This window comes from Bacillus manliponensis (assembly GCF_000712595.1).
In the GTDB taxonomy this organism is placed as follows: domain Bacteria; phylum Bacillota; class Bacilli; order Bacillales; family Bacillaceae_G; genus Bacillus_A; species Bacillus_A manliponensis.
The window spans coordinates 1-24662 of the sequence record NZ_JOTN01000005.1; the positions used below are offsets into that span (position 1 = coordinate 1).

28 protein-coding genes and 1 pseudogene are annotated in these 24662 nt (G+C 34.7%); 15 read left to right on the top strand and 14 right to left on the bottom strand.

Annotated features, from left to right (window positions below; translation table 11 throughout):
- On the top strand, positions 1-1640 hold a 1640-nt coding region (locus tag BAMA_RS07480), incomplete at its 5' end, for a copper-translocating P-type ATPase (RefSeq protein WP_034637883.1).
- 62 nt (positions 1641-1702) lie between these two features.
- On the opposite strand, the gene BAMA_RS07485 is transcribed toward BAMA_RS07480, so the two are convergent.
- Entirely contained in the window at positions 1703-3103 is a 1401-nt protein-coding gene (locus tag BAMA_RS07485; protein ID WP_034637886.1) for a M28 family peptidase, read from the bottom strand.
- A 220-nt stretch (positions 3104-3323) separates the two neighbouring features.
- On the opposite strand from BAMA_RS07485, the gene BAMA_RS24450 reads away from it, so the two are divergent.
- The 4 genes and pseudogenes from BAMA_RS24450 to BAMA_RS23875 all read left to right on the top strand — a co-directional run.
- Positions 3324-3476: a hypothetical protein gene (locus BAMA_RS24450; protein ID WP_157405965.1), complete on the top strand. Its 153-nt coding sequence runs from the start codon at positions 3324-3326 to the stop codon at positions 3474-3476.
- The gene (locus BAMA_RS07490; RefSeq protein WP_034637889.1) at positions 3473-3985 is read left to right on the top strand and encodes a DNA topology modulation protein; all 513 of its coding nucleotides are present in this window, start codon (positions 3473-3475) and stop codon (positions 3983-3985) included. The genes BAMA_RS24450 and BAMA_RS07490 overlap by 4 nt, the downstream gene beginning before the upstream one ends.
- Before the next feature lie 36 nt (positions 3986-4021).
- Entirely contained in the window at positions 4022-4768 is a 747-nt protein-coding gene (locus BAMA_RS07495; RefSeq protein ID WP_034637892.1) for a metallophosphoesterase family protein, read from the top strand.
- 40 nt (positions 4769-4808) lie between these two features.
- Positions 4809-4949 (top strand): annotated as a pseudogene (locus BAMA_RS23875) (dihydrofolate reductase); the annotation flags it as partial.
- A gap of 154 nt (positions 4950-5103) precedes the next feature.
- On the opposite strand, the gene BAMA_RS24870 reads toward BAMA_RS23875, so the two are convergent.
- The 3 genes from BAMA_RS24870 to BAMA_RS25140 all read right to left on the bottom strand — a co-directional run bounded on the left by BAMA_RS24870 (position 5104) and on the right by BAMA_RS25140 (position 7663).
- Entirely contained in the window at positions 5104-5265 is a 162-nt protein-coding gene (locus BAMA_RS24870) for a hypothetical protein (protein ID WP_200874666.1), read from the bottom strand.
- Between the two features lie 694 nt (positions 5266-5959).
- Positions 5960-6595, bottom strand: a complete 636-nt coding sequence (ycaC, locus tag BAMA_RS07500) for an isochorismate family cysteine hydrolase YcaC (RefSeq protein ID WP_034637893.1) — start codon at positions 6593-6595, stop codon at positions 5960-5962.
- 480 nt (positions 6596-7075) lie between these two features.
- Complete coding sequence (locus BAMA_RS25140) at positions 7076-7663, bottom strand: MFS transporter (protein ID WP_235184431.1); 588 nt, start codon at positions 7661-7663, stop codon at positions 7076-7078.
- Positions 7664-7830: 167 nt separating this feature from the next.
- Between BAMA_RS25140 and BAMA_RS07510 the strand changes: the two genes are divergently transcribed.
- On the top strand, positions 7831-8286 hold the full coding sequence (locus BAMA_RS07510) for a VOC family protein (RefSeq protein WP_034637896.1): 456 nt from the start codon (positions 7831-7833) through the stop codon (positions 8284-8286).
- A gap of 184 nt (positions 8287-8470) precedes the next feature.
- Entirely contained in the window at positions 8471-8836 is a 366-nt protein-coding gene (locus BAMA_RS07515; protein WP_034637899.1) for a YxeA family protein, read from the top strand.
- A 48-nt stretch (positions 8837-8884) separates the two neighbouring features.
- Here the strand turns inward: BAMA_RS07515 and BAMA_RS07520 are convergent, their stop codons facing one another.
- A complete protein-coding gene (locus tag BAMA_RS07520; protein WP_034637901.1) occupies positions 8885-9442 on the bottom strand; it encodes a cysteine hydrolase family protein in 558 nt (185 codons plus the stop codon).
- A 223-nt stretch (positions 9443-9665) separates the two neighbouring features.
- On the opposite strand from BAMA_RS07520, the gene BAMA_RS07525 reads away from it, so the two are divergent.
- Together BAMA_RS07525 and BAMA_RS07530 are read left to right on the top strand one after the other, a co-directional pair.
- The gene (locus tag BAMA_RS07525) at positions 9666-9968 is read left to right on the top strand and encodes an ArsR/SmtB family transcription factor (protein WP_034637904.1); all 303 of its coding nucleotides are present in this window, start codon (positions 9666-9668) and stop codon (positions 9966-9968) included.
- A 101-nt stretch (positions 9969-10069) separates the two neighbouring features.
- Positions 10070-11470, top strand: coding sequence for an aldehyde dehydrogenase (locus tag BAMA_RS07530; RefSeq protein ID WP_084157931.1), 1401 nt, complete (start codon positions 10070-10072; stop codon positions 11468-11470).
- A gap of 229 nt (positions 11471-11699) precedes the next feature.
- On the opposite strand, the gene BAMA_RS07535 is transcribed toward BAMA_RS07530, so the two are convergent.
- Complete coding sequence (locus BAMA_RS07535) at positions 11700-11927, bottom strand: bacteriocin immunity protein (RefSeq protein WP_034637909.1); 228 nt, start codon at positions 11925-11927, stop codon at positions 11700-11702.
- Between the two features lie 581 nt (positions 11928-12508).
- Here BAMA_RS07535 and arsR point away from each other — a divergent pair.
- The 5 genes from arsR to BAMA_RS07560 all read left to right on the top strand — a co-directional run bounded on the left by arsR (position 12509) and on the right by BAMA_RS07560 (position 15448).
- Positions 12509-12814: an arsenical resistance operon transcriptional regulator ArsR gene (arsR, locus tag BAMA_RS07540; protein WP_415782905.1), complete on the top strand. Its 306-nt coding sequence runs from the start codon at positions 12509-12511 to the stop codon at positions 12812-12814.
- 65 nt (positions 12815-12879) lie between these two features.
- The gene (locus tag BAMA_RS07545) at positions 12880-13317 is read left to right on the top strand and encodes an ArsI/CadI family heavy metal resistance metalloenzyme (RefSeq protein WP_034637913.1); all 438 of its coding nucleotides are present in this window, start codon (positions 12880-12882) and stop codon (positions 13315-13317) included.
- Positions 13318-13334: 17 nt separating this feature from the next.
- Positions 13335-14375, top strand: coding sequence for an ACR3 family arsenite efflux transporter (gene arsB, locus BAMA_RS07550; RefSeq protein WP_034637915.1), 1041 nt, complete (start codon positions 13335-13337; stop codon positions 14373-14375).
- A 26-nt stretch (positions 14376-14401) separates the two neighbouring features.
- Positions 14402-14806 (top strand): arsenate reductase (thioredoxin), encoded by a 405-nt coding sequence (arsC, locus tag BAMA_RS07555; protein WP_034637917.1) that lies wholly within the window; start codon positions 14402-14404, stop codon positions 14804-14806.
- A gap of 345 nt (positions 14807-15151) precedes the next feature.
- Positions 15152-15448 (top strand): YfzA family protein, encoded by a 297-nt coding sequence (locus tag BAMA_RS07560; RefSeq protein WP_034637918.1) that lies wholly within the window; start codon positions 15152-15154, stop codon positions 15446-15448.
- A gap of 54 nt (positions 15449-15502) precedes the next feature.
- Here the strand turns inward: BAMA_RS07560 and BAMA_RS07565 are convergent, their stop codons facing one another.
- The 5 genes from BAMA_RS07565 to BAMA_RS07585 form a co-directional block, all read right to left on the bottom strand.
- A complete protein-coding gene (locus BAMA_RS07565; protein ID WP_034637919.1) occupies positions 15503-15715 on the bottom strand; it encodes a hypothetical protein in 213 nt (70 codons plus the stop codon).
- Between the two features lie 267 nt (positions 15716-15982).
- Positions 15983-16309, bottom strand: a complete 327-nt coding sequence (locus BAMA_RS07570; protein WP_034637921.1) for a hypothetical protein — start codon at positions 16307-16309, stop codon at positions 15983-15985.
- A 386-nt stretch (positions 16310-16695) separates the two neighbouring features.
- A complete protein-coding gene (locus BAMA_RS07575; protein WP_034637923.1) occupies positions 16696-17046 on the bottom strand; it encodes a hypothetical protein in 351 nt (116 codons plus the stop codon).
- Positions 17047-17129: 83 nt separating this feature from the next.
- Complete coding sequence (locus BAMA_RS07580; RefSeq protein WP_034637924.1) at positions 17130-18107, bottom strand: ornithine cyclodeaminase family protein; 978 nt, start codon at positions 18105-18107, stop codon at positions 17130-17132.
- Positions 18108-18128: 21 nt separating this feature from the next.
- Positions 18129-19427, bottom strand: coding sequence for an MFS transporter (locus BAMA_RS07585; protein WP_034637927.1), 1299 nt, complete (start codon positions 19425-19427; stop codon positions 18129-18131).
- A 190-nt stretch (positions 19428-19617) separates the two neighbouring features.
- On the opposite strand from BAMA_RS07585, the gene BAMA_RS24725 reads away from it, so the two are divergent.
- On the top strand, positions 19618-20157 hold the full coding sequence (locus BAMA_RS24725) for a DUF5643 domain-containing protein (protein WP_034637928.1): 540 nt from the start codon (positions 19618-19620) through the stop codon (positions 20155-20157).
- Positions 20158-20197: 40 nt separating this feature from the next.
- Here BAMA_RS24725 and BAMA_RS07595 read toward each other — a convergent pair whose 3' ends face one another.
- From BAMA_RS07595 to BAMA_RS07605, 3 genes are all read right to left on the bottom strand, one after another.
- A complete protein-coding gene (locus tag BAMA_RS07595; RefSeq protein ID WP_051758890.1) occupies positions 20198-20941 on the bottom strand; it encodes a class I SAM-dependent methyltransferase in 744 nt (247 codons plus the stop codon).
- A 65-nt stretch (positions 20942-21006) separates the two neighbouring features.
- Entirely contained in the window at positions 21007-21483 is a 477-nt protein-coding gene (locus tag BAMA_RS07600) for a DinB family protein (RefSeq protein WP_034637932.1), read from the bottom strand.
- A gap of 270 nt (positions 21484-21753) precedes the next feature.
- Positions 21754-24537: a dynamin family protein gene (locus BAMA_RS07605; protein WP_034637933.1), complete on the bottom strand. Its 2784-nt coding sequence runs from the start codon at positions 24535-24537 to the stop codon at positions 21754-21756.
- Positions 24538-24662 lie beyond the last annotated feature (125 nt).

A 24662-nucleotide genomic window follows, 5' to 3' on the forward strand; every position in this document is an offset into this window, starting at 1 on the left:
CAGTTGGTTTATATTTTGAAACAAGTGCGGTTCTAATTACATTAATTTTACTTGGTAAGTTATTTGAGTCACTCGCAAAAGGGAAGTCATCAGAAGCAATTAAAAAATTAATGGGATTACAAGCAAAGACAGCGACAGTTATTCGAAATGATCAAGAAATGAGCATTCCATTAGAAGAAGTTGTTACAGGTGATATCGTAATTGTAAAACCAGGTGAGAAAATACCTGTAGATGGTATCGTAATAGAGGGAGCATCAGCGGTTGATGAATCGATGTTAACTGGGGAAAGTATCCCCGTTGAAAAACAAATTGGTGATGAAGTCATTGGGGCCACTGTAAATAAAAATGGTTCTTTAAAAGTAGAAGCGAAAAAGGTTGGAAAAGATACAGCGCTTGCGCAAATTATTAAAGTTGTTGAAGATGCACAAGGATCAAAAGCACCAATTCAGCGAGTAGCAGATGTGATTTCTGGTATTTTCGTTCCAATTGTTGTTGGGATTGCAATTGTTACTTTTATCGTTTGGTTTACAATTGTTGAGCCTGGTAACTTTGCGAGTGCTTTAGAAAAGTTAATTGCTGTTCTTGTTATTGCTTGTCCGTGTGCGTTAGGGCTTGCGACGCCAACATCAATTATGGCTGGATCTGGGCGTGCTGCTGAATACGGCATTTTATTTAAAGGCGGAGAGCATTTAGAAGGTACTCAAAAAATTAATACAGTGTTAGTTGATAAAACAGGTACAGTTACAAAAGGAAAACCAGAACTAACAGATGTATCAGTAGAAAATATTGATGAAGAACAATTTTTATATTTTGTCGGAAGTGCTGAAAGAAATTCAGAACATCCACTTGCAGAAGCAATTGTTGAAGGTGTGAAACAAAAAGGTATTACATTAGGGAATACGACAGAGTTCGAAGCGATACCTGGCTACGGCATACGAGCAGTTATGGAAGAGCATGAAATTGTTATTGGTACAAGGAAGTTAATGGAGAAATATCATGTGAAAGCAACGCACGCTTATTCCTTTATGGAACAGCTTGAAAACGAAGGGAAAACAGCAATGTTAGTTGGTATTGACGGCGCATATGCTGGAGTTGTTGCAGTTGCAGATACAATTAAAGAAACATCAAAAGAAGCAGTTTCGAAATTAAAAGAAATGGGCATTCAAGTTGTTATGATTACAGGTGACAATGAAAGAACAGCACATGCAATTGCAAAACAAGTAGGAATTGATCACGTTCGCGCGGGAGTATTGCCAGAAGATAAAGCGAATGAAGTGAAAAAGTTCCAAGTAGAAGGAAAACATGTCGCAATGGTTGGTGACGGCATTAACGATGCGCCGGCTCTTGCAGTTGCTGACATCGGTATGGCGATGGGAACAGGTACAGACGTAGCAATGGAAGCTGCCGATGTAACACTTATGCGCGGTGATTTACGAAGCATTGCAGATGCCATCTTTATGAGTAAGAAAACGATGCGCAACATTAAACAAAACTTATTTTGGGCATTAATTTACAACACATTAGGTATTCCAATTGCAGCAGCTGGTTTCCTTGCACCATGGTTAGCAGGAGCAGCAATGGCGTTTAGTTCTGTATCGGTTGTGCTGAATGCACTAAGGCTTCAGCGGGTGAAGTTGTAAGCATGTAATATAGTTAATAAATAAGGGAAGACCCCCATGAAAATGGTGGTCTTCCCTTATGTTTAAGCAGCTTCTTGTTCTTTTTGTATAGTAGCATTTTGGAGAACATTATAGACACCAGTTCCAATTACTTCTAATGCCATTTTCATTCTTTCTGCTGAAATGTTTTCGAGTATATTATCTTGCGGTGTATGGTATACCTTTTCAATATGATAGACAAGTGGAACCCAGCTATCTACTCCCATCCAAATAAATAATGCGGAAGGAATGCCAACTGAAGAAAATGGTACATGATCACTGGAACCAAATTTCCCATGCAAGACAAGCGGATTATTTAATTGTTTTCCAGCTTGTAAAGCCGCATTTGATACAAGGTTAGGAGAGCCATCTGTAGTCATTGCATATAGGTTTTTTGCTTTATCATAACTTGAAGCAACCATATCGGCGTTAAATACACCTAAAATACGGTTTCGTTCTGTTTGCGATAATTTGTTAACGTAGTGTTTAGAACCAATCAGTCCCATTTCTTCAGCGCCAAAAGCGACGAAACGGATTTCTTTATCCGTTTCTACATTTTGAAATACACGTGCTAATTCTAATAATAATCCTGTTCCAGACGCATTATCATTCGCCCCTGGTGCACCGATAACACTATCATAATGAGCGCCTACAATAACAGCTTTTTCATTACCAGTACTATTCTTTGGTTTCTTTTTGGCGATTACATTGAAAGATTGTAAGTTTGCTTCATGTCTTGCTGTTAAAGAAAGAGCGACACTTCCTTTTTGAGCTAATTCTTGTTTAAGTGCATTCCCTTGTGAATAAGCAAGACCAAATACAGGAATGGATTGTTTTTTTGTTAAATAAGGATTAAAAGCTGATCCATGATTTCCACGGCTGTCAATTAAACTATATAAAAGAACGCCTTTTGCCCCTTTTGCTACAGCGTTTTCAACTTGCCTATTATAGCTTGCTTGTGTCGCAGCTTTTTCAAATAAAACAATTTTTCCTTTTGCGTCATTTGGAATATCACTTAGTCTTGTTCCATTCTGAACAAAAATTACAGGTGCTGTAACGGCTTCTTTTGAAATAAGTGCATTTGCTGCAGCTCCTGCTTGCCAAGTTTTTGATTGAGACAGTGGTGAATCGATGAACCCTAAGTATTGATCAGATACAGTAAAAGGCTGATATTCTACTTCATAGCCCATTGCTTTTAATTGCGTCCCAACATATTGAGATGCTTGTTGCTCTGCCGCTGTTCCACCAGGACGAGGCCCAATTGTTTCTGATAGAAAACGAACATGATCAATTGCACGATTCGCATCTACTTGATTTACAATTGAGGAAGACTGTACGACTCCCGGTGAGGAATCAGCTTTTGCCTGTCCAAGTGGTGCTAAGCCCATAGTGAGTGACAGAGCAAGTAAAGTACTTACTACTTTTCTTTTGAAAGATTTTTTCATGTATTCCTCTCCAATTCTTTTATTCTATCTGACTGACAAAAGAAGGAAGATAACGTTTATATTTTACTTGTTTCGATATTTGTTTTCAATTTATTTTAAATATTTAGAAAGTTTTTATCGCATTTTTTATTAAGCTTTTTCTTTTTATATAAACAGTATGGCGAAAATAGTATACTGTAAAGTGGGAATTTTCTTTTAATATTAAAGAGGGGATGAAAGAATGAGAATTGGATTAGGACAAGTACGGTTTCCGAAGTCTGCGTTAGAAGGGGTTCATATTGTAAAGGAAATGATGAGAGAGGCAGCTAACAAAAGTTGTGATATCGTTTGTTTCCCTGAATCGATTATTCCAGGGCTGAGGGAGGATATATGAAGAAAATCGCAATTATCGGTTCCGGTGGTTCAGGTAAATCCACTTTAGCAAAGCATTTAGGTGAAACGTTACATATGAATGTATATCACCTTGATGCCCTCTTTTGGAAGCCAAATTGGGTGGAAACACCAAAAGAAGAGCAAAGGCGTGTGCAGTATGAATTAGTAAAGAAGGAAGAATGGATTTTCGATGGGAACTATAGCGGGACGATGGATATTAGGTTACAAGCAGCAGATACAATTATATTTTTAGATATTCCGAGAATGATATGCATATCTCGTGCTGTAAAACGCGTTTTACAATACCGAAATCAAACGAGACCTGATATGGGAGAAGGTTGTGAAGAGAGATTCTCTTTACAGTTTTTACAATGGATCTGGGGATATCCAAAAACAAAGAAACCAGGAATTTTAAAGAAACTTGAAGAATTGTCAGGGGAGAAAGAGATTATTATTTTTCGGTCTTCAAGAGAGGTTCGAGAGTTTTTGGAAAGTGTGGAGAAGAAGTAGATACATATAGTTAGGTATGGTTTGAGGAGGGGGGACATGTACCGAATTGCAGTTATAACTGACATACATGGAAATGCCCATGCTTTGCATGCTGTATTGTATGATTTAAAAGAAAAAGCAGTTGATCACATATATTGTCTTGGAGATATGATTAGGATAGGACCGTTTGAAAATGAAGTATTATCAACCTTATTTAAGTTAGAAAACATTTCAATGATTACGGGAAACCATGATGAAGCAGTTTTAGCACTTATAAATCATGAACCATATCCGAACAGTAGAGTGCGAGTTATCCCGCACCATGAATGGATTGCAAGTAGAATTGAGAAAGAAAATATAGCGAAATTAGAAGAGTTGCCAAGGCATGTAACACTTAAAGTGTATGAGAAAACGTTATATTTCACACATTACCCAATGAGTTTAGAGCGTAGGAGGGCACATATTAGCGAAGATCCATTCGATTTAACTGGTATGCCTTCTGCAAGAAATTTTGTTTGTATGAACAATTTGAAAAACACTTCACTCATCTGTTTTGGTCATGACCATGACATACATCATTTTTCTAATGGTAGTGCAATATTTTACAATCCGGGCTCACTTGGTTGTTATAACCGTCCGCATGCTCGTTACGGTATTATTGAAATAGATAAGAATGGGTATCGAATAAAGCAACAATTTGTACGATATGAGTTTGAGGGATATGTGAGCAGTTTAAAGCGGCTGGATTTTCCGAGGAAAGAAATAGTGATGGCTATTTATGAAAAAAGTGAAGTTGGTATGTAACAGTTACATACCAACTTTATTTTTAAGAGGAGGTAGTATTTTGAAAATCTCTTTAATCGTTGCAATGGAAAAAAATAGAGTTATTGGTAAAGAGAATGATATGTTATGGAGAATTCCAAAGGGCTGGCAATACGTTCAACAAACAATAAGAGGTCAAATTGTATTAGGAAGAAAAGATCTCATATGAAATTAAATTTATCTCGCATTAACGGGCTGTAAGACTCCCACCTCGAAGCTTGAGGGAAGTGAAGAAGTTTAGGTGGGAGATAAACAGCACGTAAAAGCCCGATTGGTCGGGCTGATAATCAGTGGGGGATGGAGAAAACCTCCACTGATTAAAGTTTCACTTTATCTATCATAGTTTTCGGTACTTCTTGTTCCCCAACCACATCAGCTCTGATTTCTCCTTGTTCTACATAAATACGCTCAATGATTGGTATTGTGACTGTACCGTTCTTTTCTTTTCGCTTTTCTTCGAGATTAATAATGTTGCTCATGTTATCCCTCCTTCTTTGATTATACGAAAGATCTACTAAGTGGTGGGTAGTTCACTTTCATAAAAATGTGCTCAAACATAAAAAAGGCTTGTTCGCTTATAACAATTCATCCTAACCGTACCATATATTATTCATATAACATGTCTACCCTTAGTGAAAAATTTTATTTTTCTAGTCCTTTTAATGTTAAAAAACGTTTTAGGAGTGGTTGTATTATGAATCTCTTTTCTGCAAGAGACCATGTTGTAGCACCTGACATTTCTACCATGCCTTTCATACATGCTTCACCTGCTTATATACACAATCCTATTAGTGCAATCCCTATTAACCTCTATCCCTACAACTTTAGTTTATCCATACCAGTATCCTATAACGGTTTACCAGTATCAGTACTCATCAGTAAATCTTAAAAATTTAAATAGTACATTGAATATTTAGTTGAATTTGGTTGACGGCTCCCTAAAAATAAAAAACTCTCAAAAGAGTGCTTGAAGTGAAGCTGTATTGCAATCCCTATTGTTCTGTAGTTTATTCTACATCATCATCTTCTTCTGTATCTGTATCGTCATTATTTTCTTATTTGCAATTATAGACCTGCAAGGAAAGGGGATCATCTTTGTATATAAAATCTAATTAACAAAAAAGCTTTTGGGATATTCCCAAAGCTTTTTTGTTAATCAATTATGTTATCTATTTATTTACTAAACTCCCTTTGAGCTGCCCTATATGTTCCAATAATATTTTCATAACCAGGAAGATGCTTAGAGATTAAGTTTCCAAATCCTTCAACATCATTCCGCCAGTCGCGTTGTAATTCACATGCAACACTAAACCAGTTCATTAATTGGACGCCTCCATGAGCCATACGCATAAGAGCAGCGTCTGCGACTTGTTTATTAAAAGTCCCTGATGCATCAGTTACTACAAACACCTCATAGCCTGCGTTTATAGCCGATAGTGCTGGGAATGCAACACAAACATCAGTAACGACACCAGCAATAATCACTTGTTTTTTACCTGTTTTTTCAATAGCTCTAACAAATTCTTCATTGTCCCATGCGTTGATTTGTCCAGGTCTAGCTACTTTGGGCGCACTAGGGAAAAGCTCAGTCAACTCTTGCATGAGTGGGCCATTAGGTCCATTTTCAAAGCTAGTTGTTAAAATAACTGGTAAATCAAAAAACTTAGCGGTGTTAGCAAGAGCCATAACATTGTTCTTGAATTCATCAACACCATAGTCACGCACTAAACCAGAAATAAGACCTGTTTGATGATCTACTAAAAGAACGGCAGCATCATCTTTTGAAAGACGAGAATAGAGATCAGACATTTAATAGTCCTCCTTTAAAATAATATAAATCTCGCCATGCCCATCAAACTAAAATCGTGAAGCATGCCCAAAATGCAATTTTTATGAATGCAGCTCATATTTTGGGAACAGTAAACTCATTAATTTGATAGCTATGTGGTACTATCCCTACATGGAATAGATACAAATTCATTGTACAACTAATTTTATTTTTGGATGAGTAGTTAATTTATTTCTCAACTAATAGAGAGGATTTCTAATTAGGAATACCGCCACATGCCCATCAAGCTAATATTTTGAAGTACCCCCAAATGAAATTTTTGTACAAAAAAATTATCCTCAGGATTATAGAGAGTAGCAGATTTAAGTTGATAACTAAAGTATTACATCAATGAAATTAAGATGTTTATCCTTATAAAAACGAAAGAAACCCGAATTGTTGGAGCTTCTTTCATTTTTTAGTTACGAGTCAGGTGTTAGAAGTTATAAAAAAAGAAAAGTTTAAAGCGTTTGTTTTTCTGATAGTTTCTCTTTCTGAGCATTGTATAAGAATAGACTCCGCGTAAAATACCTTCCTGCTAACAGTAGGATAACAAAACCAACTAAATATGAATATAATCCGATAAAACGCCACCTAGTGGATAGCCTACAGGTGCCATTGAACCCTGAATTGTTTAAAACTCTTCCCAAGTATGCACTCTTAATTCTACTTTGCAACAAGGTCTGAAATTGTACGTCCATTATTCTAATCATAAACCATGACAAAGAAAATAAAGTAAGTGTTGTAATAAGGAAAATGGATAATAGCCAATATGAAGCCAACCAAGTACTCCCACCAAGAAGAGTGACAGTAACAAAAATATGTTTCAAACTATAATTGACCAGTTTCCCTGACACCAAACTTCCAGATAATGTTCCAACGGATATGGCTGTCATCCAAAGGTCATATTCCTGCTCTGTGTTTGCTAACACAGGAATTAAGCCCATTGGAATACATATCAACATGTTGATTCCTGTAAAAATAAAAACACGTAATTCTCCAAGTTCCCAAAAATAACGGAGCCCTTGTAGAAATTCTTCCTTATACATAGATGATAATCTAATGGTGTTTTTGGAACAAAGTATTAGTTAAATTGCTTAATAAAATTATTGTAACTCTAGTACTAAAGATGGATGCACCTCATACTTATTTTGTAGGGAATTTTAATCTCATAACAATATATTAATAGTGGGGGAGATTAAAGGGGGTATCATAGATGATTAAAGGGTTATATGAGGTGCATTTACCTGTGCGGAATTTAGAAAATGCGATTGTATTTTACGAAGGATTGGGATTAGAGATTGCACATAAACGAGAAAAATTAGTGTTTTTTTGGATCGAGAAGGGGAAAAGCTGGATTGGTCTATGGGAAACTGAGCAGGTGGACTTGCCATACCATCCATCCTTACGACATATAGCTTTTTATGTGGAAAAAAAAGATATGTTATATGCGAAAAAGTGGCTGAATGAAAAAGGAATTGCTGTTCGTACATCTTTTGGTTTTGATGAGAGCCGTCAGCCACTTGTATTACCAAATAACCCACAAGCTCATGCCGCAATTTATTTTTATGACCCAGACGGTAATTTATTGGAATTAATTACACCCCTTCGGATTGATGTAGAAGAGGATTTTGAAATGATGACGTTTGAAGAATGGTTGGAGTATAAGTAAAGTAAAATATAATGATTATTTACAAGAATAATCAAATTTGAAGTCATCTATCGATTATAGGTCGATGCGGATGGCTTCTTGCATTACCTTACAAAAGTGTAATCTTTTGGTCATGTTTTTGAATTTCATTTTAAGGGAAAAAAGAATATGATTTCGACATAAGGTTACACATGAGGTGAACAAGATGAAACGATATATCGCAATTTTTAGTGTTTTAGTTGTTTTTATGACAATGTTAGTAGGCTGTAATTCTTCCGATTTTGACCCGAATCGAGTAGGGAAAGATCAATATTATGTACAAATTGATGTGGATGGCAAAGAAGTAGAGACAAAAGCAGAAGACGGAAAACGATACACACGTTATGAATATGAATTAGCTGGATTTGATGAAAATGGTAAAGAGAAGGTTATGGAATTTGATGCGAGTAAGAATCTTCGAAAAGAAGCGTTCCTACGTGTATATCATAATGGTAAAGGTGTATTAGCTTGGGAGGAAATGAAAAAGGACGAGCTTCCTAAAAAAGCAAAAGAAAAATTAAGTGTAAAATAGTGGTGGCGAGTCCTTTCAGTATATAAGGACTCGCCACTTTTTACTTCTCTATCGGTAGTTGTTATGAATGGGCTGAAATAAATCTTCCTCAGCATTTCGAACGACGGAAAAATTATCAACATTATAATGCCCGTGGAGTATAGCATTGTGATGGCTTATAATTTGTTTGGCCGATAAAACCGTATTATCTGTTGTGGAATGTCCATCACCAACTAAAGTGACGTCAAAGTGATTAACTGTTGCAGTACGAACCGCTGTGTCAATACAATGCTCTGTTTTGCATCCCATAATGACAAGGTGATTCACTTCATTATCCTGTAAAAAGCTCAATAATGGTGTGCCATAAAAAGAATTAGTAGCTTCTTTATCAAAGATTGTTGCTGAAGATGGAACATTTACTTTTGGGTGTATTTCAAATCCTGGGCTATTTCCTTCAGCGACATCTTTATCTCTGACAAACACGATAAGAGCTTCTGCTTGTAACGCTGTATTGATAACTAAATTAATGCGTTCTAATAATCCTTCTTTATCAAATACACTTTTTTCTTCATGATTCCCTTCAACTAACTCTTGTTGAACATCAATAATAAGTAAGGCTTGTTTCAATAGAAAAACTCCTTTTTATCATGTATTTTTTGTTTATGAATTAACTTCGGTATAGGGCTATAAAACCCTTTTTTCTTGTAGTAAGAATAACGACATGAAGATGTTCGAGAAATATTGATTATCTATGTATTGACGATAAAAGGAGAAGGTATTAGAATAAATGTACAACAAAAGGTTTAAAAGTTTAAACGTTTCATTAACGGTAGTTTAGAAAGGATATACTATGGGAAAACAAGCATTAGATCAATTCCGTACATGTATTCCATTTTTTCAATTGTTATGTGACCCGCATCGTCAAGATATCATTCTTTTACTTAGTGAAAAGAATCCTTTAACGGTTAGTGATATAACAGCGCAATCGAGTTTATCTCGCCCAGCCATTTCACATCATTTAAAATTATTAAGGGATCAAGGATTAGTAACAGTCGAAAAACGTGGAACAGAACGATATTATTCCTTATCATTAGAAAATGCGGTACAGTCTTTGAAAAAATTGCTGTCTCTAATGGAAGATGAGTGCCTTTAGAGTAATCTAGAGGTCTTTATAAATCATTATATGTCCAAATGTTTAAACGTTTAATAATAAGATTCAGAGCTTAATAGCTAATTATTTGTGGTGAGGAGTGTATGAAAATGAAGCAAATAGAGGAAGTACATATTAATCAAATTCTTCAAGAGCATAAACAATTCTTTGATCAAGGGGCGACAAGAACTTTAGAGTTTCGTCTAGAACAGTTAAGGAAGTTAAAAGAGGGCATTCAGCGTTATGAGAAAAAAATAACGATAGCTCTGCAGAACGATTTAGGGAAAAGTGAATTCGAAACATATTTAACAGAAGTAGGTATCGTGTTAGATAGCATTAAAAACACAATGAAACGTCTAAAAAAATGGATGAAACCGCAAAAAGTAAAGACACCTATCACACTATGGCCATCTAAAAGTCATATTATGAAAGAGCCTTATGGAACAGTGTTAATTGTTGGACCTTATAACTATCCTTTTAATTTAATTATTGAACCTCTTATTGGAGCAATTGCTGCTGGGAACTGTGCGGTACTGAAACCTTCTGAAAATACACCAAATATAACGTCTGTAATTAATGAAATGATTAGCGAGATATTTGATAAGAGCTATATCCGTGTCGTTGAAGGGGAAAGAGAAATAACATCTTTACTTATAAATGCACCTTTTGATTATATTTTCTTCACAGGAAGTGTGCAGGTAGGAAAAATCGTTATGGAAGCTGCTGCGAAAAACCTAGTTCCAGTAACGTTAGAACTTGGGGGGAAAAGCCCAGTAATTGTCGATGAAACTGCAAATTTAGATATAGCAGCTAAAAGAATTGTTTGGGGGAAATTTTTAAATACAGGTCAAACTTGTGTTGCGCCAGATTACATCATGGTACATTCAAAAGTGAAAGCAGAATTCATTTCAAAAATGAAGGAAGTCATTGGTAACTATTATGGGGAAAACCCTATGCATAGTAAAGATTACGGTCGTATCGTGAATGAACGCCAGTTTGACCGATTAACTGCTATTATTGAGCAGGATAAAGAGAACATAATATTTGGTGGAAACTCAGTAAAAGAAAATTTATATATAGAACCTACTTTATTAGAAGCGAAATCTTGGTCAGATGCAGCGATGTTAGATGAAATCTTTGGACCTATTTTACCAATTTTAGAATATGACGAGTTAAAAACAGCAATTCAGACGATTAATAATCAACCGAAGCCATTAGCGTTATATGTGTTCACAGAAGATAAAAACTGTGAAAAAGAAGTGTTAAATAGTGTTTCCTTTGGTGGAGGTTGTGTAAACGATACAATTTTACACCTTGCGAATCCGTACTTACCGTTTGGCGGAGTTGGTAGTTCGGGAATAGGTGCTTATCATGGGAAATATAGTTTCGATCTTTTCTCGCATGATAAGAGCATTATGAAGAAAACGACGAAAATAGATATAAATGTTTTGTTCCCACCGTACAATACTAACAAATTGAACTTACTTAAAAAGCTTTTTAAATAGTATTGATAACCTGGGGAACGCTGGGTTGTTATATCGGATATGAAAAGGAAGATTTTCTAAGAAAGAAGATCTTCCTTTTTTGTTCTTTTTATCCTGCATTAACGCGCTGTGAGACCCCCACCTCAAAAACTTAGAGGATTCAGAGAAGTTTAGGTGAGAGATACACAGACCGTAAAAGCTCGATTAGTTTAACTAACAATTGGAGGGATATTTTTTATAGATATGATAATTAATTTGTAATTTCTTCATCTTTTTTATAGTTCCACACGATCTCTACTACTTCTTCGGGAGTTAATTCTACATCATGCCAAAAGATTAAGTCACTGGGAGATGGATAACATAGACCAATATTATTAAACTGATAAACATATTCAGTATGTTTTTCCTCCGGTAAATCAAGGTTATAGATATTCTTTACAAGCTTAAGTAGTTCTACCTTTGTTAGTTTACACGACATAAATATCATCCTTTCTTATGGTAATAAGTAACATCTAAAATATCTCGATATGTGTTTAGAGTGAAAAATTAGAATTTTCACTTGTATACATTTTTACTTTTACCTCGTATTAATAGCTTGTAAAAGCTTGATTGGGAAACTGCTTCTAAATTTGTGAAAGAGGTGGAGGGCGTAATCTGAGGCTGAATCTAGGCATTCAATACGTTTTTTACACTTTTTATGAAGTTTACACTTTCATTAATTTTTGAAGGTTCATCCACCTTTGAAAGTTTACTTACCTTTGAAAGTTTACTTACTTTTGAAATTTTATCTACCCCTTTTGTTCCTACAACCATGAACAAGGCTTGCATACTCATATTTCCAAACTATTTAGCTCTGCTATTCCAATCTCCATTTACAACTTCTTGATTCCATGAATCCCTAATAGCCTATGTTACAGAATTGAATGTTTCTTGTGGATGAGAAGGAGGGAATATATTAATCAAAAAAAATTGATTTAATGGTTGCGTTGGATAAGTTGTAGCGCATATAATAAAAACATCAAAAAAAATTGATGAATGGGGTTATAAATGATGAATGATATGAAACAACAATTCGAGCAATATGAAAAGAAATTTAAAGCCCTTGCAGATCAAAAGAGATTGGAAATCATGTATGAGCTTTGTCAAAGAGGGAAAACGTGTGTATGTGATTTAACAGGAGTATTTGGAATGACTCAATCCAAACTTTCTTATCATTTAAAGATTCTATTAGATGCAAATTTAATTGTAAAAGAAACACAAGGTACTTGGAGTTACTATGATTTAAATGATGATGAAGTAAACGGTTTATTGTCGGAAGAGCTTTGCTGCATTTTTAGAAAAACGGGCAGAGGAAGTTGCTGCTAGTTTTTTCAACCTATAAATCAATTTTTTTTGATTAATGCTACATACAATTAAGGGGGAAATTTATAATGAAATATGTTCATGTGGGAATCAATGTAACGAATTTAGAAAAGTCTATGGATTTCTATAAAAAAGTATTTGGAGTAAATCCGGTTAAAGTAAAAAATGATTATGCAAAGTTTTTATTGGAAGTCCCAGGGCTTAATTTCACATTAAATGTCCGCGATGAAGTAGCCGGCAATCAAGTAAATCACTTTGGGTTTCAAGTAGAAAATGAGGAAGAAATAGCGATTCATAAGAAGAGATTAGAAAAAGAGGGATTTTTTGCACGCGACGAGATGAATACAACATGTTGTTATGCGGTGCAAGACAAGTTTTGGATCACAGACCCCGACGGAAACGAATGGGAATTTTTCTATACAAAGGCTGACAGCGATGTCCATAAGATAGAATCTACATCTTGTTGTACGGTTCCGAATGGAGAAACGATAAATTCTTGCTGTTAGTGTGAAAGGAGTAATTCATGAAGAGACTATCATTTTTAGATCGATACTTAACGCTTTGGATCTTCTTAGCTATGATTGTAGGAATCGGCATAGGTACGTTATTTCCGAGGTTTACAAGTGGCTTGAATAGTCTACAATTCGGTACAACATCTATCCCATTGGCGATTGGCTTAATCGTTATGTTGTATCCGCCACTAGCGAAGGTTCGCTATGAAGAGATGGGACGTGTGTTTAAGGACGTACAAGTATTAATATTATCACTTGTACAAAACTGGCTAATTGGACCGGTATTAATGTTTGTATTAGCAATCATCTTTTTACCTGATAAACCTGAATACATGGTCGGATTAATAATGATTGGTTTAGCACGATGTATTGCAATGGTGATCGTGTGGAATGACCTTGCAAATGGGGATTCTGAGTATGCTGCCGGTTTAGTTGCGTTTAATTCAGTTTTCCAAATGATATTTTTCCCGATATATGCTTATGTATTTGTAACGGTTATTCCCGAGTGGTTAGGAATTGAGGGTGCTATTGTAGACATTACGATGGTAGAAGTAGCAAAATCAGTCTTTATTTACTTAGGGATTCCGTTTATTGCTGGGATATTAACACGCTTAGTTTTCGTGAAGATAAAAGGACGCGAATGGTATGAAAAAGTATTTATTCCGAAAATCAGTCCACTGACATTAGTAGCCTTATTATTTACAATCATCGTGATGTTCTCTTTAAAAGGAGAAGCTATTGTAAGTGTACCGTTTGATGTTGTCCGTATCGCAATCCCACTACTTATTTACTTTGTTGTAATGTTCTTTGTCTCATTTTATATGGGTAAAAAAATCGGTGCAAGTTATCCAGTAACTACTACTCTTGCTTTCACGGCGGGTAGCAATAACTTCGAGTTAGCAATAGCGGTAGCAGTAGGAGTATTCGGTATTCATTCAGGTGCGGCTTTTGCTGCGGTAATCGGTCCACTTGTTGAAGTACCTGTGATGATTGCATTAGTTAACGTAGCACTTTGGTTTAAACGCAAATACTTTGCAGAACATACCGTTTAATTTAAACAACAAAAGGAGAATACATTATGGAAAATAAAAAAACGATTTATTTTTTATGCACAGGTAACTCTTGCCGTAGTCAAATGGCGGAAGCATGGGGAAAGAAATATTTAGGAGACAAATGGAATGTCTTATCTGCGGGAATTGAAGCGCATGGAGTAAATCCGAACGCAATCAAAGCGATGAAAGAAGTGGGTATCGATATTAATGACCAAACATCGGATATCATTGATAACGATATTTTAAACAAAGCAGATTTAATTGTCACACTTTGTGGTCATGCGAATGATGTATGTCCGACAACACCTTCACATGTAAAACGTGTACATTGGGGATTTGACGATCCGGCAGGAAAAGAATGGGCTGAGTTCCAACGAGTTCGTGATGAAATTGGAGCACGCATTCAACGATTTGCAGAAACAGGTGAATAATGAACCTATAAATAATGACTGTCAGAATTACTGGCGGTCATTATTTTTTTGTATAAGGTAATTTCTCTTTTTTATCTTGTGCATCTGTTGCACGAGATGAAAAAGAGAAGTAACCTGTGACATATGTCATCAACCAATCCGTCAAATTGATGGGTATGACCTTATTCGGACAAACGAGTTTACTATGAGTAAAGTCATGGGTTTTATTGTCTTCCCAAATTAAATTGAAATCAAAAGCATGATTTTCGAATCATTTCATGAGTCAAGCAATTTAATAATATAAGTATTAGTAAACTGTTTGTAATGTTATTTAGTGTATATTGAAAGCAAAGGAGGCGGTGTTATTTGGCTGATAAGCAAAAAGATACAATTCCTTTTTTCAAGAAAACGTGGGTTCTTTTTATTGGGACGTTTTTATTGCTACAGTTAATCTTCATTGCAATAGAAACAATCGGTTGGGCACCTAACTTAAAAGATGGTGATGGGAAGTTATTCGAAAGAATTACCGAATCTGCTATTTTCAGTGAATGGTTCGTCTTTTATGAAGCACCGCAATTCAATGTATTTACTGTCCTTTTTGGCATCATTCTTCTTGTGCCTGGGATAATAGGAGCGATAATAGATATTTTTTCAAGGAAGTAAACTTCTAGTTGATACAGTGGTAATTAAAAAATAAGCAATCATTACGAGTACTTATTAATATTGGAGTAGTGTCCCGAAAACACCTATAAGAATATCACATTTATTTACCATTTGTTCGTTTATTATTTGCTGTGGATCATGACCACGATAAGCAGGTACAACATCTTCTTCCCAACGACTAGGTAAAATAACTACGTTCATTTCTTCAGCATATTGAATGTTCCATTTGAAAATAGAATGAGGAAACGTATTTTTAGTGCTAAACATTTCTAGACTCTAGACGCACTTTCAGCAAGTGAATGATCTTTCCGCGTGACCTCTCAAACGCTTTAGATGGACTCAGTTTTGAGTCGATGTCTGTGTAATTTCTTAAGTTAAAATAATCGTAGTTTCTCTGAGAAAGATAGATTCATAGAAAAGCGCCATCCTTTCTGTATATTTTCACAAATAGGATAGCGCTTTTTATTTTATGGACAGGGTTTATGATAAATCATATTAATCCAAGTACTCCTAAGTGTACGTAATCGGTTATATTTAATCGACATTAGTACTAATTACTTTATATTTCTTTTCATTTGCAACATCTATAATTGCATCAATCTTTTTTTGTTTATTATTCAGCTCGTGTCCTTCGATCCAAACTTTATATCCTAATTCTCCTACCACTCCAACTTCAGTAATAATAACCTTTAACTGTTTTTCCTTTTTAAAATATTCAATAGCGGTTTTCTTTGCCTTTTCCTGAGTTTTTGGAAACTCTTCCTCACTTAAAGGATCTGTAGTTGTTAATGTGATATAAGCAAAAAAGCCCATAATAATTAAAATAATTGTAGAGAGTCCAACTAATAATGATTTTTTCATCTTTTTCATCCTTATCGATTTATTTTTCAAATTGATATTAACACGATATTTATTGTTTTTCAATAAATATTTATCATATTTTATTTATTTTTTGTTGATATTTAGTTTCTTTTTGGGCGGAAAGGGAGAGGTCTACGGTAGATATGCCCGCCAGGCGGGTCTAAAATCCGCGTATCAAAAAGTCACTTTGAGGGTTGAAAGCGACAGTATCTTCGGCAGATTTTACGCTTTTAGACCTGCCATAAGGTATTTGCATTGGTTCGGATATACGTACTCGATTTCACTAATAATTGTCTAGGAAAAATGGGAGTAAAACGTAAGATAGTGGGAGAGATGTGAGGTAATAAATAAAGCTGACCTCATCTAGAAGTCAGCCATTTAAATTATTATAATTCTTTATTTTTCTCTTTCTTAAACTCTTTCTGTTTATCTAGCCAAATATGAATTAAATGTAATAATTCAACTGTTTCTATCTCACAAAATTCGCCCTTACCATCTTCAGCTAAATTGTCTAGGACGGTAGTTGTATCTTTCCGAATTTTTAAACCGCAAATGTTTCCATTTACTACTACGTAATTTTCTTTCCCATTTAAAACACTATGTATTTCTTCTAAAATCCAATCTCCAAACGCAGAAACTTCAACGCCTAAAAAAGTCTCAATAAGTTTAATTTCTTGAGGAAGCCTCATAACTAATTCTCCGTTGGTAAGTACTTCAAAGCTATATGGATATTTCATTACTATTGTACTCCTTTATACTAAAAAAAATTTATTCTGATGGGAAAGCAGAGATGATTTTCCCATTTTCATCTATTCTCATCCTACTTCACAGACAACTTCCCAACAACCTTCTCATAAATAGCACTCGCCACAACCGTATCTAAAAACGCAACCCCAACAGATTTAAACAGGGTGATTTCCTCTGCATCTGTTCGTCCTTCTTTCACCCCAGTAATAACATCACCAAGCTCACAGTATACGTTGGAAAAGTCCCATTGCTTTTCATTTATGGCAACAAGAAAATCACCAGCTTCATGTTGTGCTCCTTCTAACGTATCAACAATGACTTTATCGCTACGCTGCAATGTTGTAACATCAAGTTCTTGCATGTGCGGTTGATAGGAGCCAATTGCGTTAATGTGTGTTCCTTGTTTTAATAGCTTTCCATCAAATACAGGTGTAGTAGAGGTTGTACTACAAATGATAATATCACTTTGCTTAGCAGCTTCATCAGCTGAAGGAATAATTTCGATAGAACCAAGCCAATTTGGATATAGTTCGTGTAGTTGATTTTTCAGTTCATATGCTTTTGCAGATGTACGATTTATTAATAGAATACGAGTAAGATTACAAACTTCCATAACCGCTTGAATTTGACCAAGTGCTTGTGCACCACAGCCAATGATAGCACAAGTATTTGCATCTTGGCGGGCGAAATGTTTTGTTGCGATTCCGCTCATTGCCCCTGTTCGTAGTGTTGTTAAATAAGAAGCTTCAATCGTAGCAACGTGGTCACCACTATTTGTTTCGCTTAGGACAATTAAGCTTTGTAATGATTTTTTTCCTTGTTGCGTATTTTCTGGGAAGATACTTACGATTTTTGTTGATGCAAATTCAATCGGTTCTACATAAGAAGGCATATATAAAGAATTAGCACCTTCTTTGGAGTGGTGTACATTAAGTCTTACAGGTGTTGTGACTTTGTTATCAACATAATATTGAAAAGCTTGTTCAACATCGTGTATACACTCTTTCATTGAATATATTTCCTTCACCATTTCCTCGGTAATATGAATCATTTTAAACTGCCTCCTTATAATTTAAGCTTCAATTTTTTGGTTTACGTCTTGTGCAATTTGTTTTGTTGAAACAAATGCAATCGCAATTAAAGAAATGCAGCATGTAGCGATAATATATATAGCGACAGGAACCCATGAGTTGTCGTACACATTCATTAAGTATGCGGCAATCATTGGAGCTGTACCACCAGCTAATGCTGCTCCGAGTTGATAGCCAAGTGTAACGCCCGTATAACGAATGTTCGTTGCAAAAATCTCAGAGAATAATGTACCTAATACAGCTGTTACAGGAGCCCATAAAATACCTAGTCCAATTACAGTTGCAAGAATGATGGAGAGGGTTGTACCTTGATTTAATAAAATAAAATATGGAACTGCATATAACAGTATTGAAATGGTCCCCCATATGTACATTCTTTTTCTGCCTACTGTATCTGAGATTCTACCCATAACAGGAATCATAATAGTAGCAATGAGCGTTGCGATTGTAACAGCGTTCAGTATCGTTGTATTTGGAACATTAAGTGCAGTTGTTCCGTAAGCAACGATAAATGTTGAGAAAATATAAAAAGGAGCTGTTTCTGCCACTTTTGCACCTGTTGCGATTAATACCGATTTCCAGTGATGACGTAATGTTTCTGCAATCGGGAGCTTTGCAATCGTTCCGCTTTCTTTTGCTTTTTGGAAGTCAGGTGTTTCATCAAGACCATTTCGAATCCATAATCCCAAAAATACTAAAATCGCACTTAGGATAAAAGGTACACGCCATCCCCAAGTTGTGAAATGATCACCTGCAATCATCGTCATCAATGAAATAGAAGAAGTTCCAAGTAACATACCAATTGTAATTCCCATTTGTGGAATACTTCCGAAGAAGCCTTTTCGATTCTTTGGTGCATATTCTACAGCTAGTAGGAGAGCGCCACCCCATTCACCGCCAATGCCAAGTCCTTGTATAATTCGTAATAGAATGAGCAGAATAGGTGCTAATACACCGATAGATTCATAGGAAGGTAGTAGACCGATACAAACAGTTGCACCTCCCATAAGTGAAAGGGTTAAGACAAGTGTTTTCTTTCTTCCAATTTTATCACCAATATGACTAAAAATAATTCCACCAAGTGGACGGATGAAAAAAGGAATACCAAAGGAAAGATAAGAAAGCATGAGAGCGACAAGTGGATCTTCATTTACAAAAAATAATTTGTTAAACACAAGAGCGGCAGCTGTTCCATATAAGAAAAAATCAAACCATTCAATGGAGCTACCAATAAGACTTGCTATTAATGCTTTTTTCTGTACTGCATGTTGTTTGTTCATTCCTTCACCTCTTGATTTTAATTTCTGATTATTATGAATATTTTATATTAGAATTGATTATAAGTCAAAAAATAGAAATCATATTATTTTTTGGTAGATTAGGGAGTGGATAAAAATATTCGTCAAAAATGAACCGTTTTCCCGTTTTGTGGTAATAAGTATATAGAATGAAAAATAAGGAGGAACGCAGTTGGAAGAATCGCAGTTAATTCAAGCGGTGAAACAAGGAGAGAAAGATGCGTTTAATAGGCTTATGCAACCATACATACAAAAAGCATATCGAACTGCTTATTTAATTGTAAATGACAAAGGGTTAGCAGAAGACGCAGTGGATCAGAAAGCACAACTAGTGAATCGTAGTACAGAAGAAGCTGGTGTGAAAGTAACAATTGAAAAATTATCAATTTCGCCGATATCGTTTATTTTGGATTATAAACTAGAGTTTTCTGAAGCTGCTACAAACATATGGGGCGAACCATATGTAGACATAACAATTAAAGATGATTTGGGGAATAATTACATTGGTGAAGGTGATGGGGGAGTAGGTGAGCCATCTTCTTATATGAAATTAAGTAAAACATTTGGAAAGATTAACGACAATGCTACAAAATTGATTGTGACACCTCATGTTAGGACGAGTAATAGCTATGGAGCAGGATATTCACCACTGTTCCAGCCGAGTGGTGGTTATGCTCAGTTAGGTGAGATTGTAATTGAGTTGGAGAAGTGAAGGAAGGGGCTAATTCTATTGAATTGGCCCCTTATTTTTACTATATAAATTGACAAATACATACTTCTGTTTTGTAATGAAAAGTGACTTTTCCGTTTTTTTGATGTCTCAAGAATAGGTTGTGAAGTTCTTGAACAAATTCATCATAATTACTATCTAAATTTGAAGGTGTATAGGATAATGATAGCGCACTTCCTATAACGCCTTCCACCGTAACAGGTTGCCAATTATCATAATATAGTTTTATATAATCTTTTCCGAAAAAGTTAAATTTCTCTTTATCGGGGTCAAAGTTAGAAATTCCAGCGGTTGTCTTAACTTTATATTTGTAGACAGTATTAATATATTCTTGTGTGAATTCACTGTCAGCCTGCATATCGTTCCATAAAATAATAACATAGCCATTTTTTTTCAGAATTCGTTGAAATTCTGTTTTGCATAGTTGTTTATCAAACCAGTGAAACGCCTGTGCAATCGTAATGATATCTACACTATGATCTTTTAAGTGCGTTCTTTCAGCGGGTGCATGTATATATTCAATGTTTGTATTAGTCGAGCAATATCGCTTGCATTCATTTAGCATATCTAAATTTGGTTCAATTGCTAAAACACTACAACCTAATTTGCATAACATCTGAGTAAGCAGTCCTGTTCCTGCACCAATGTCTGCAATTATAGATTGTTCTCCAATTCCCAGTTCTTTCAGTTTATTTATAATTTCTTCTGGATAAGTCGGTCTACCAATCGCATATTCCTTTGCCTTATTAGTAAATTCGTTTTTCATCATTCGTCTCCTGTATTTAATCAATATGTAATGAGCTTACACAAGCATAAAAAATTTTTTGTTTCTTAATCCCATATATCGGGTCGTTCGATTTTCATCGTTCTCATATAGTCTAACAGTTGTCCTGTATGAATCGACTCGTGATAGGCAATTCGTAATAACATATCGCCTAATGTCCTAACATAGCCTACATCCGAACGATCTATTTTTATGTTTGATAGATCATCCTCTTGAATCGTTTTGATATACTGTAAGAATTCTTTACGATAAGGTGCTGCGAAATTTAAATCTTCTTCAACAGTGGTAAATACTTTCTTTTCAAACGGATTGACTATGTTAGATATAGCTGCACTACCTTTGCCGATGAGGATTTGATGATAAAAGAATTCTGACTCTAATACGTGTCTTATCATTTCTGCACAGCTTAATGCTTTACTATCAGGTTTCCAATTTAACTTGTCACTTGGAATAGATGTCCATACTTTTATACTTCGTCTTCTAACTTCCTCAAAATTCAAAATGAAGATATCAAGTTCATTCAAGAAAATCACCTCATATATAAGATTAAAGTGATTTTATCATATTTTTAGAAAAAACAGAACTATTGTTCTTTTTTACTTCCTTTATTTAAAAAAAGTAGGCATTAAATATTTCCTTCATACTATTTGGAAATAACCCATGAGATAATCTCATTACATACTACATGTGAAGGTTTTTATGAATAACTAATTCGCTTTAGAACTGTTTAACGAGGAGGAGAAAGGTAAGCAAACAAAAAAGTAACTCCAACTTTTGCTGGAGTTACTTCATGTTTATTCTACAATTGTTTCAAAATCTGAATCTGCATAGGAATGTTCCTCACTGATATTTAAAATTACTTCATATTGACGTAATCTCAATTCAAAGAGTGTTAAAGGATCATGGTAAATTTCAAGATTCGATTTCATTTTATGCAGTGTATCTTGTTTTTCTTGTATTTCTAAATGAGTGTTTTCTACAGTTTGTTTTAATACGCTAAATGGGTTTCTAAAGAACATGTTAATATCGCGTTCTAGTGCGTTCTCAAATAGCTCAAATTGTAGGAAGAACTTGTTCATAATAGAAGTCGTTACATCGGTATAATCTTCATTTTCTAAATACTGTTTGTATTTGTTGTATAGCATCGTCTTATTTTTAGGAAGAACTCCAAATAACTTACCGGCACTTTTCAGTAAAAATTGTGCTGGTGTAAATCGGCGTAAAATATTTACTTCTTCCATTTGTATTCTAGTTGTCATTCTATCAGTATCTCTGCGCCAGTCATCAAGCACTTTAAAGTCACATTCTAACTGTATTCGATTTTCTCCACATAAAGAATTAAGTCCTTCACTGATTTCTTCTAAGTATGTTTGACTTTGTAGGAACTCGTTATGGGAAGTTTCAATCCAAGCTTGCATAGAGCTAGCAAGCTTAGGTAACACAGTTTTCTCTAAATGTTTTTGAACTCTTTCGTTCATTGCTGCATTGAGTTCAGTATCAATATTCCCAAAATCACTTTCTTCACTAATTAAATCAGAACAACCTTGTAATAGTTTTGGAATATGTTCTGTAATGTCATCCGCAATTTTATTTTTCATTGTACGATATGATTCTGTGATAAAGTCGATTTTTTCCTTTTCAAAAGCAGTAAGGTTATTAATAAAACCATTTAACCTAACTAACATATCTTCATTCCAATTAATAGAATCCACTAGGTTGTTTTCCATCTCAACACGTTTGTCTAAAAGATGTGTAATTGTTTGTCGAATGAAAGATAGTAGCTTTTTAGTACGATCTGCATCGATGTTTTTATGGTTAAAGTTAAAATGAATAAACTCAGTTAACTCATTTAGTTGTTGATTATTTGTATACAATGAAGAGTAAGGGAAAATTCTCGCATGCGGGAAATGTACGTTTATTCTCGCTTGCGTATCATGTATAACTCTTTTTGCTTCTGCTTCACTGTAAATATTATCGATTTTATTTAATAAGAAATGAATTTGTAGATTTGGTGTATGTTCTTGAATACTTAATAGAATGTCACGCTCTTTGTCAGTAAAAGGTGAATCTGCATTCAATACAAATAGTAATTCGTCTACAGAATTTAAATGTTCTAATGTTTCATTTCTAGTGTCGTTGTTTCTATTAAAACTAGGCGTAACAACGAATGTTAGTTTATTTTTACTTAAAAATCTGCATGGTAATTTAAATTCAACACATGCTCTATCTCTATATGATTGGCGATGTAGAGATATTATGTTATGGAAATCAGAGAAATCCTCAGTTGTTGTAATTGCTGCATCTGTTATCGCGTTAATTTCTGTATGAACATCATTTTTAAAGACAACTACATTGGAAATTGAGTTTTCTAATATATTTTCTCCTAGTATAGAGTTAATAAATGAAGATTTTCCGTTTCCTGAAGTTCCAGTTACTAAAAGGCGATTTGTTCTTAAATCTGCAAGTTCATCAACTAACCAACTTAATCGATGACCCATGTCTAAATTATGTTTTTGTGCCCACTGTGTAATAGATTCAAATAGATGTAAACTATACTCTAAGCCATCTGCACGATGAGTAGAATATGACAGTAAGTTTTCTGCACGTTCTATAATTGCTGAATCTATGTGGGAAGGGAAAATTTCATCCCATGCTAAAACCGCCGTAGATGGGAATACAGAATGCGACGGATTGGCTACTTTTAGCCAATTTGTTAAAAGATTCGGAATGATATCGTGTAATTGTCTCAGCATATATTGACCTTGAATTAATTCAAAGTACGTTTCTTCATAAAGAGAAGAAATTTTGTCCCATGTATCGGATGAATGTATATCGATATGTAAGAAAAATTCATTGATTGTTTTCAACCATAATAAGTAATTTTGTTCATTTTTATAGCTGTGCCAAAGTGATGAAACAAATTGTGTGAATTGTACTTGATCTACATTATGTAACGTAACTAATACATTATAAAAATAGTCTGGTGAAGTCTGTTTCGTAAACCCTTTATCAATATATTCTTTTAGAACTTCAAACCATGGGAAAGATTCTGTTCGAATTAACTCATTCACAGCAAGTTCTACTGCACTGTCAAAATCTTGCTGTTCTTCATAAAAGGAACGTGCAATTGTTGTGACATTTGGATAATCAGGATTTAAAGAAACTGCTTGTTTAATAACAGCAAAAGCTGAATCAAGCTTATTTTGCTCGATGTAAAGAGATAGCAATTGCAGGGCAATTTCGCTCATAAGTATGTTGTCATCAGTAGTAATAGAAGTATAAACATTTTCCGCAGCTGATAATTGGTCAAGTTCAAAGTAAGCATCCGCAATATTTTTTTGTGCCCACGGCGCTAATTCGTTACTGACTCTCTCCCATTTGAAAATAGCTGATTCAAAGTCTTGATGGTGATAATAAAATTCACCTTGTGCAAAGCGAATATAAGATCCATCAGACATCTCATTTTTTTGCTCGTTGAAATAAGCTTCTCCAAGTACTTGAAGAGGTGAATGTGTTTCATTTTCCATTAGGAATGTTTCATAATATATCTTTTTTATTAATTTTTTTTCTAATCTCATTTTTTTCCCCCATTATATCTTGAAAAAATACATTTTTTTTCATATTGCAACATTTTTTTATTTATGTTTTTTATTTTAACAAAGAATTTCTTTTGGAAAATTTCATTTTCCTTTCATTTCTTAAG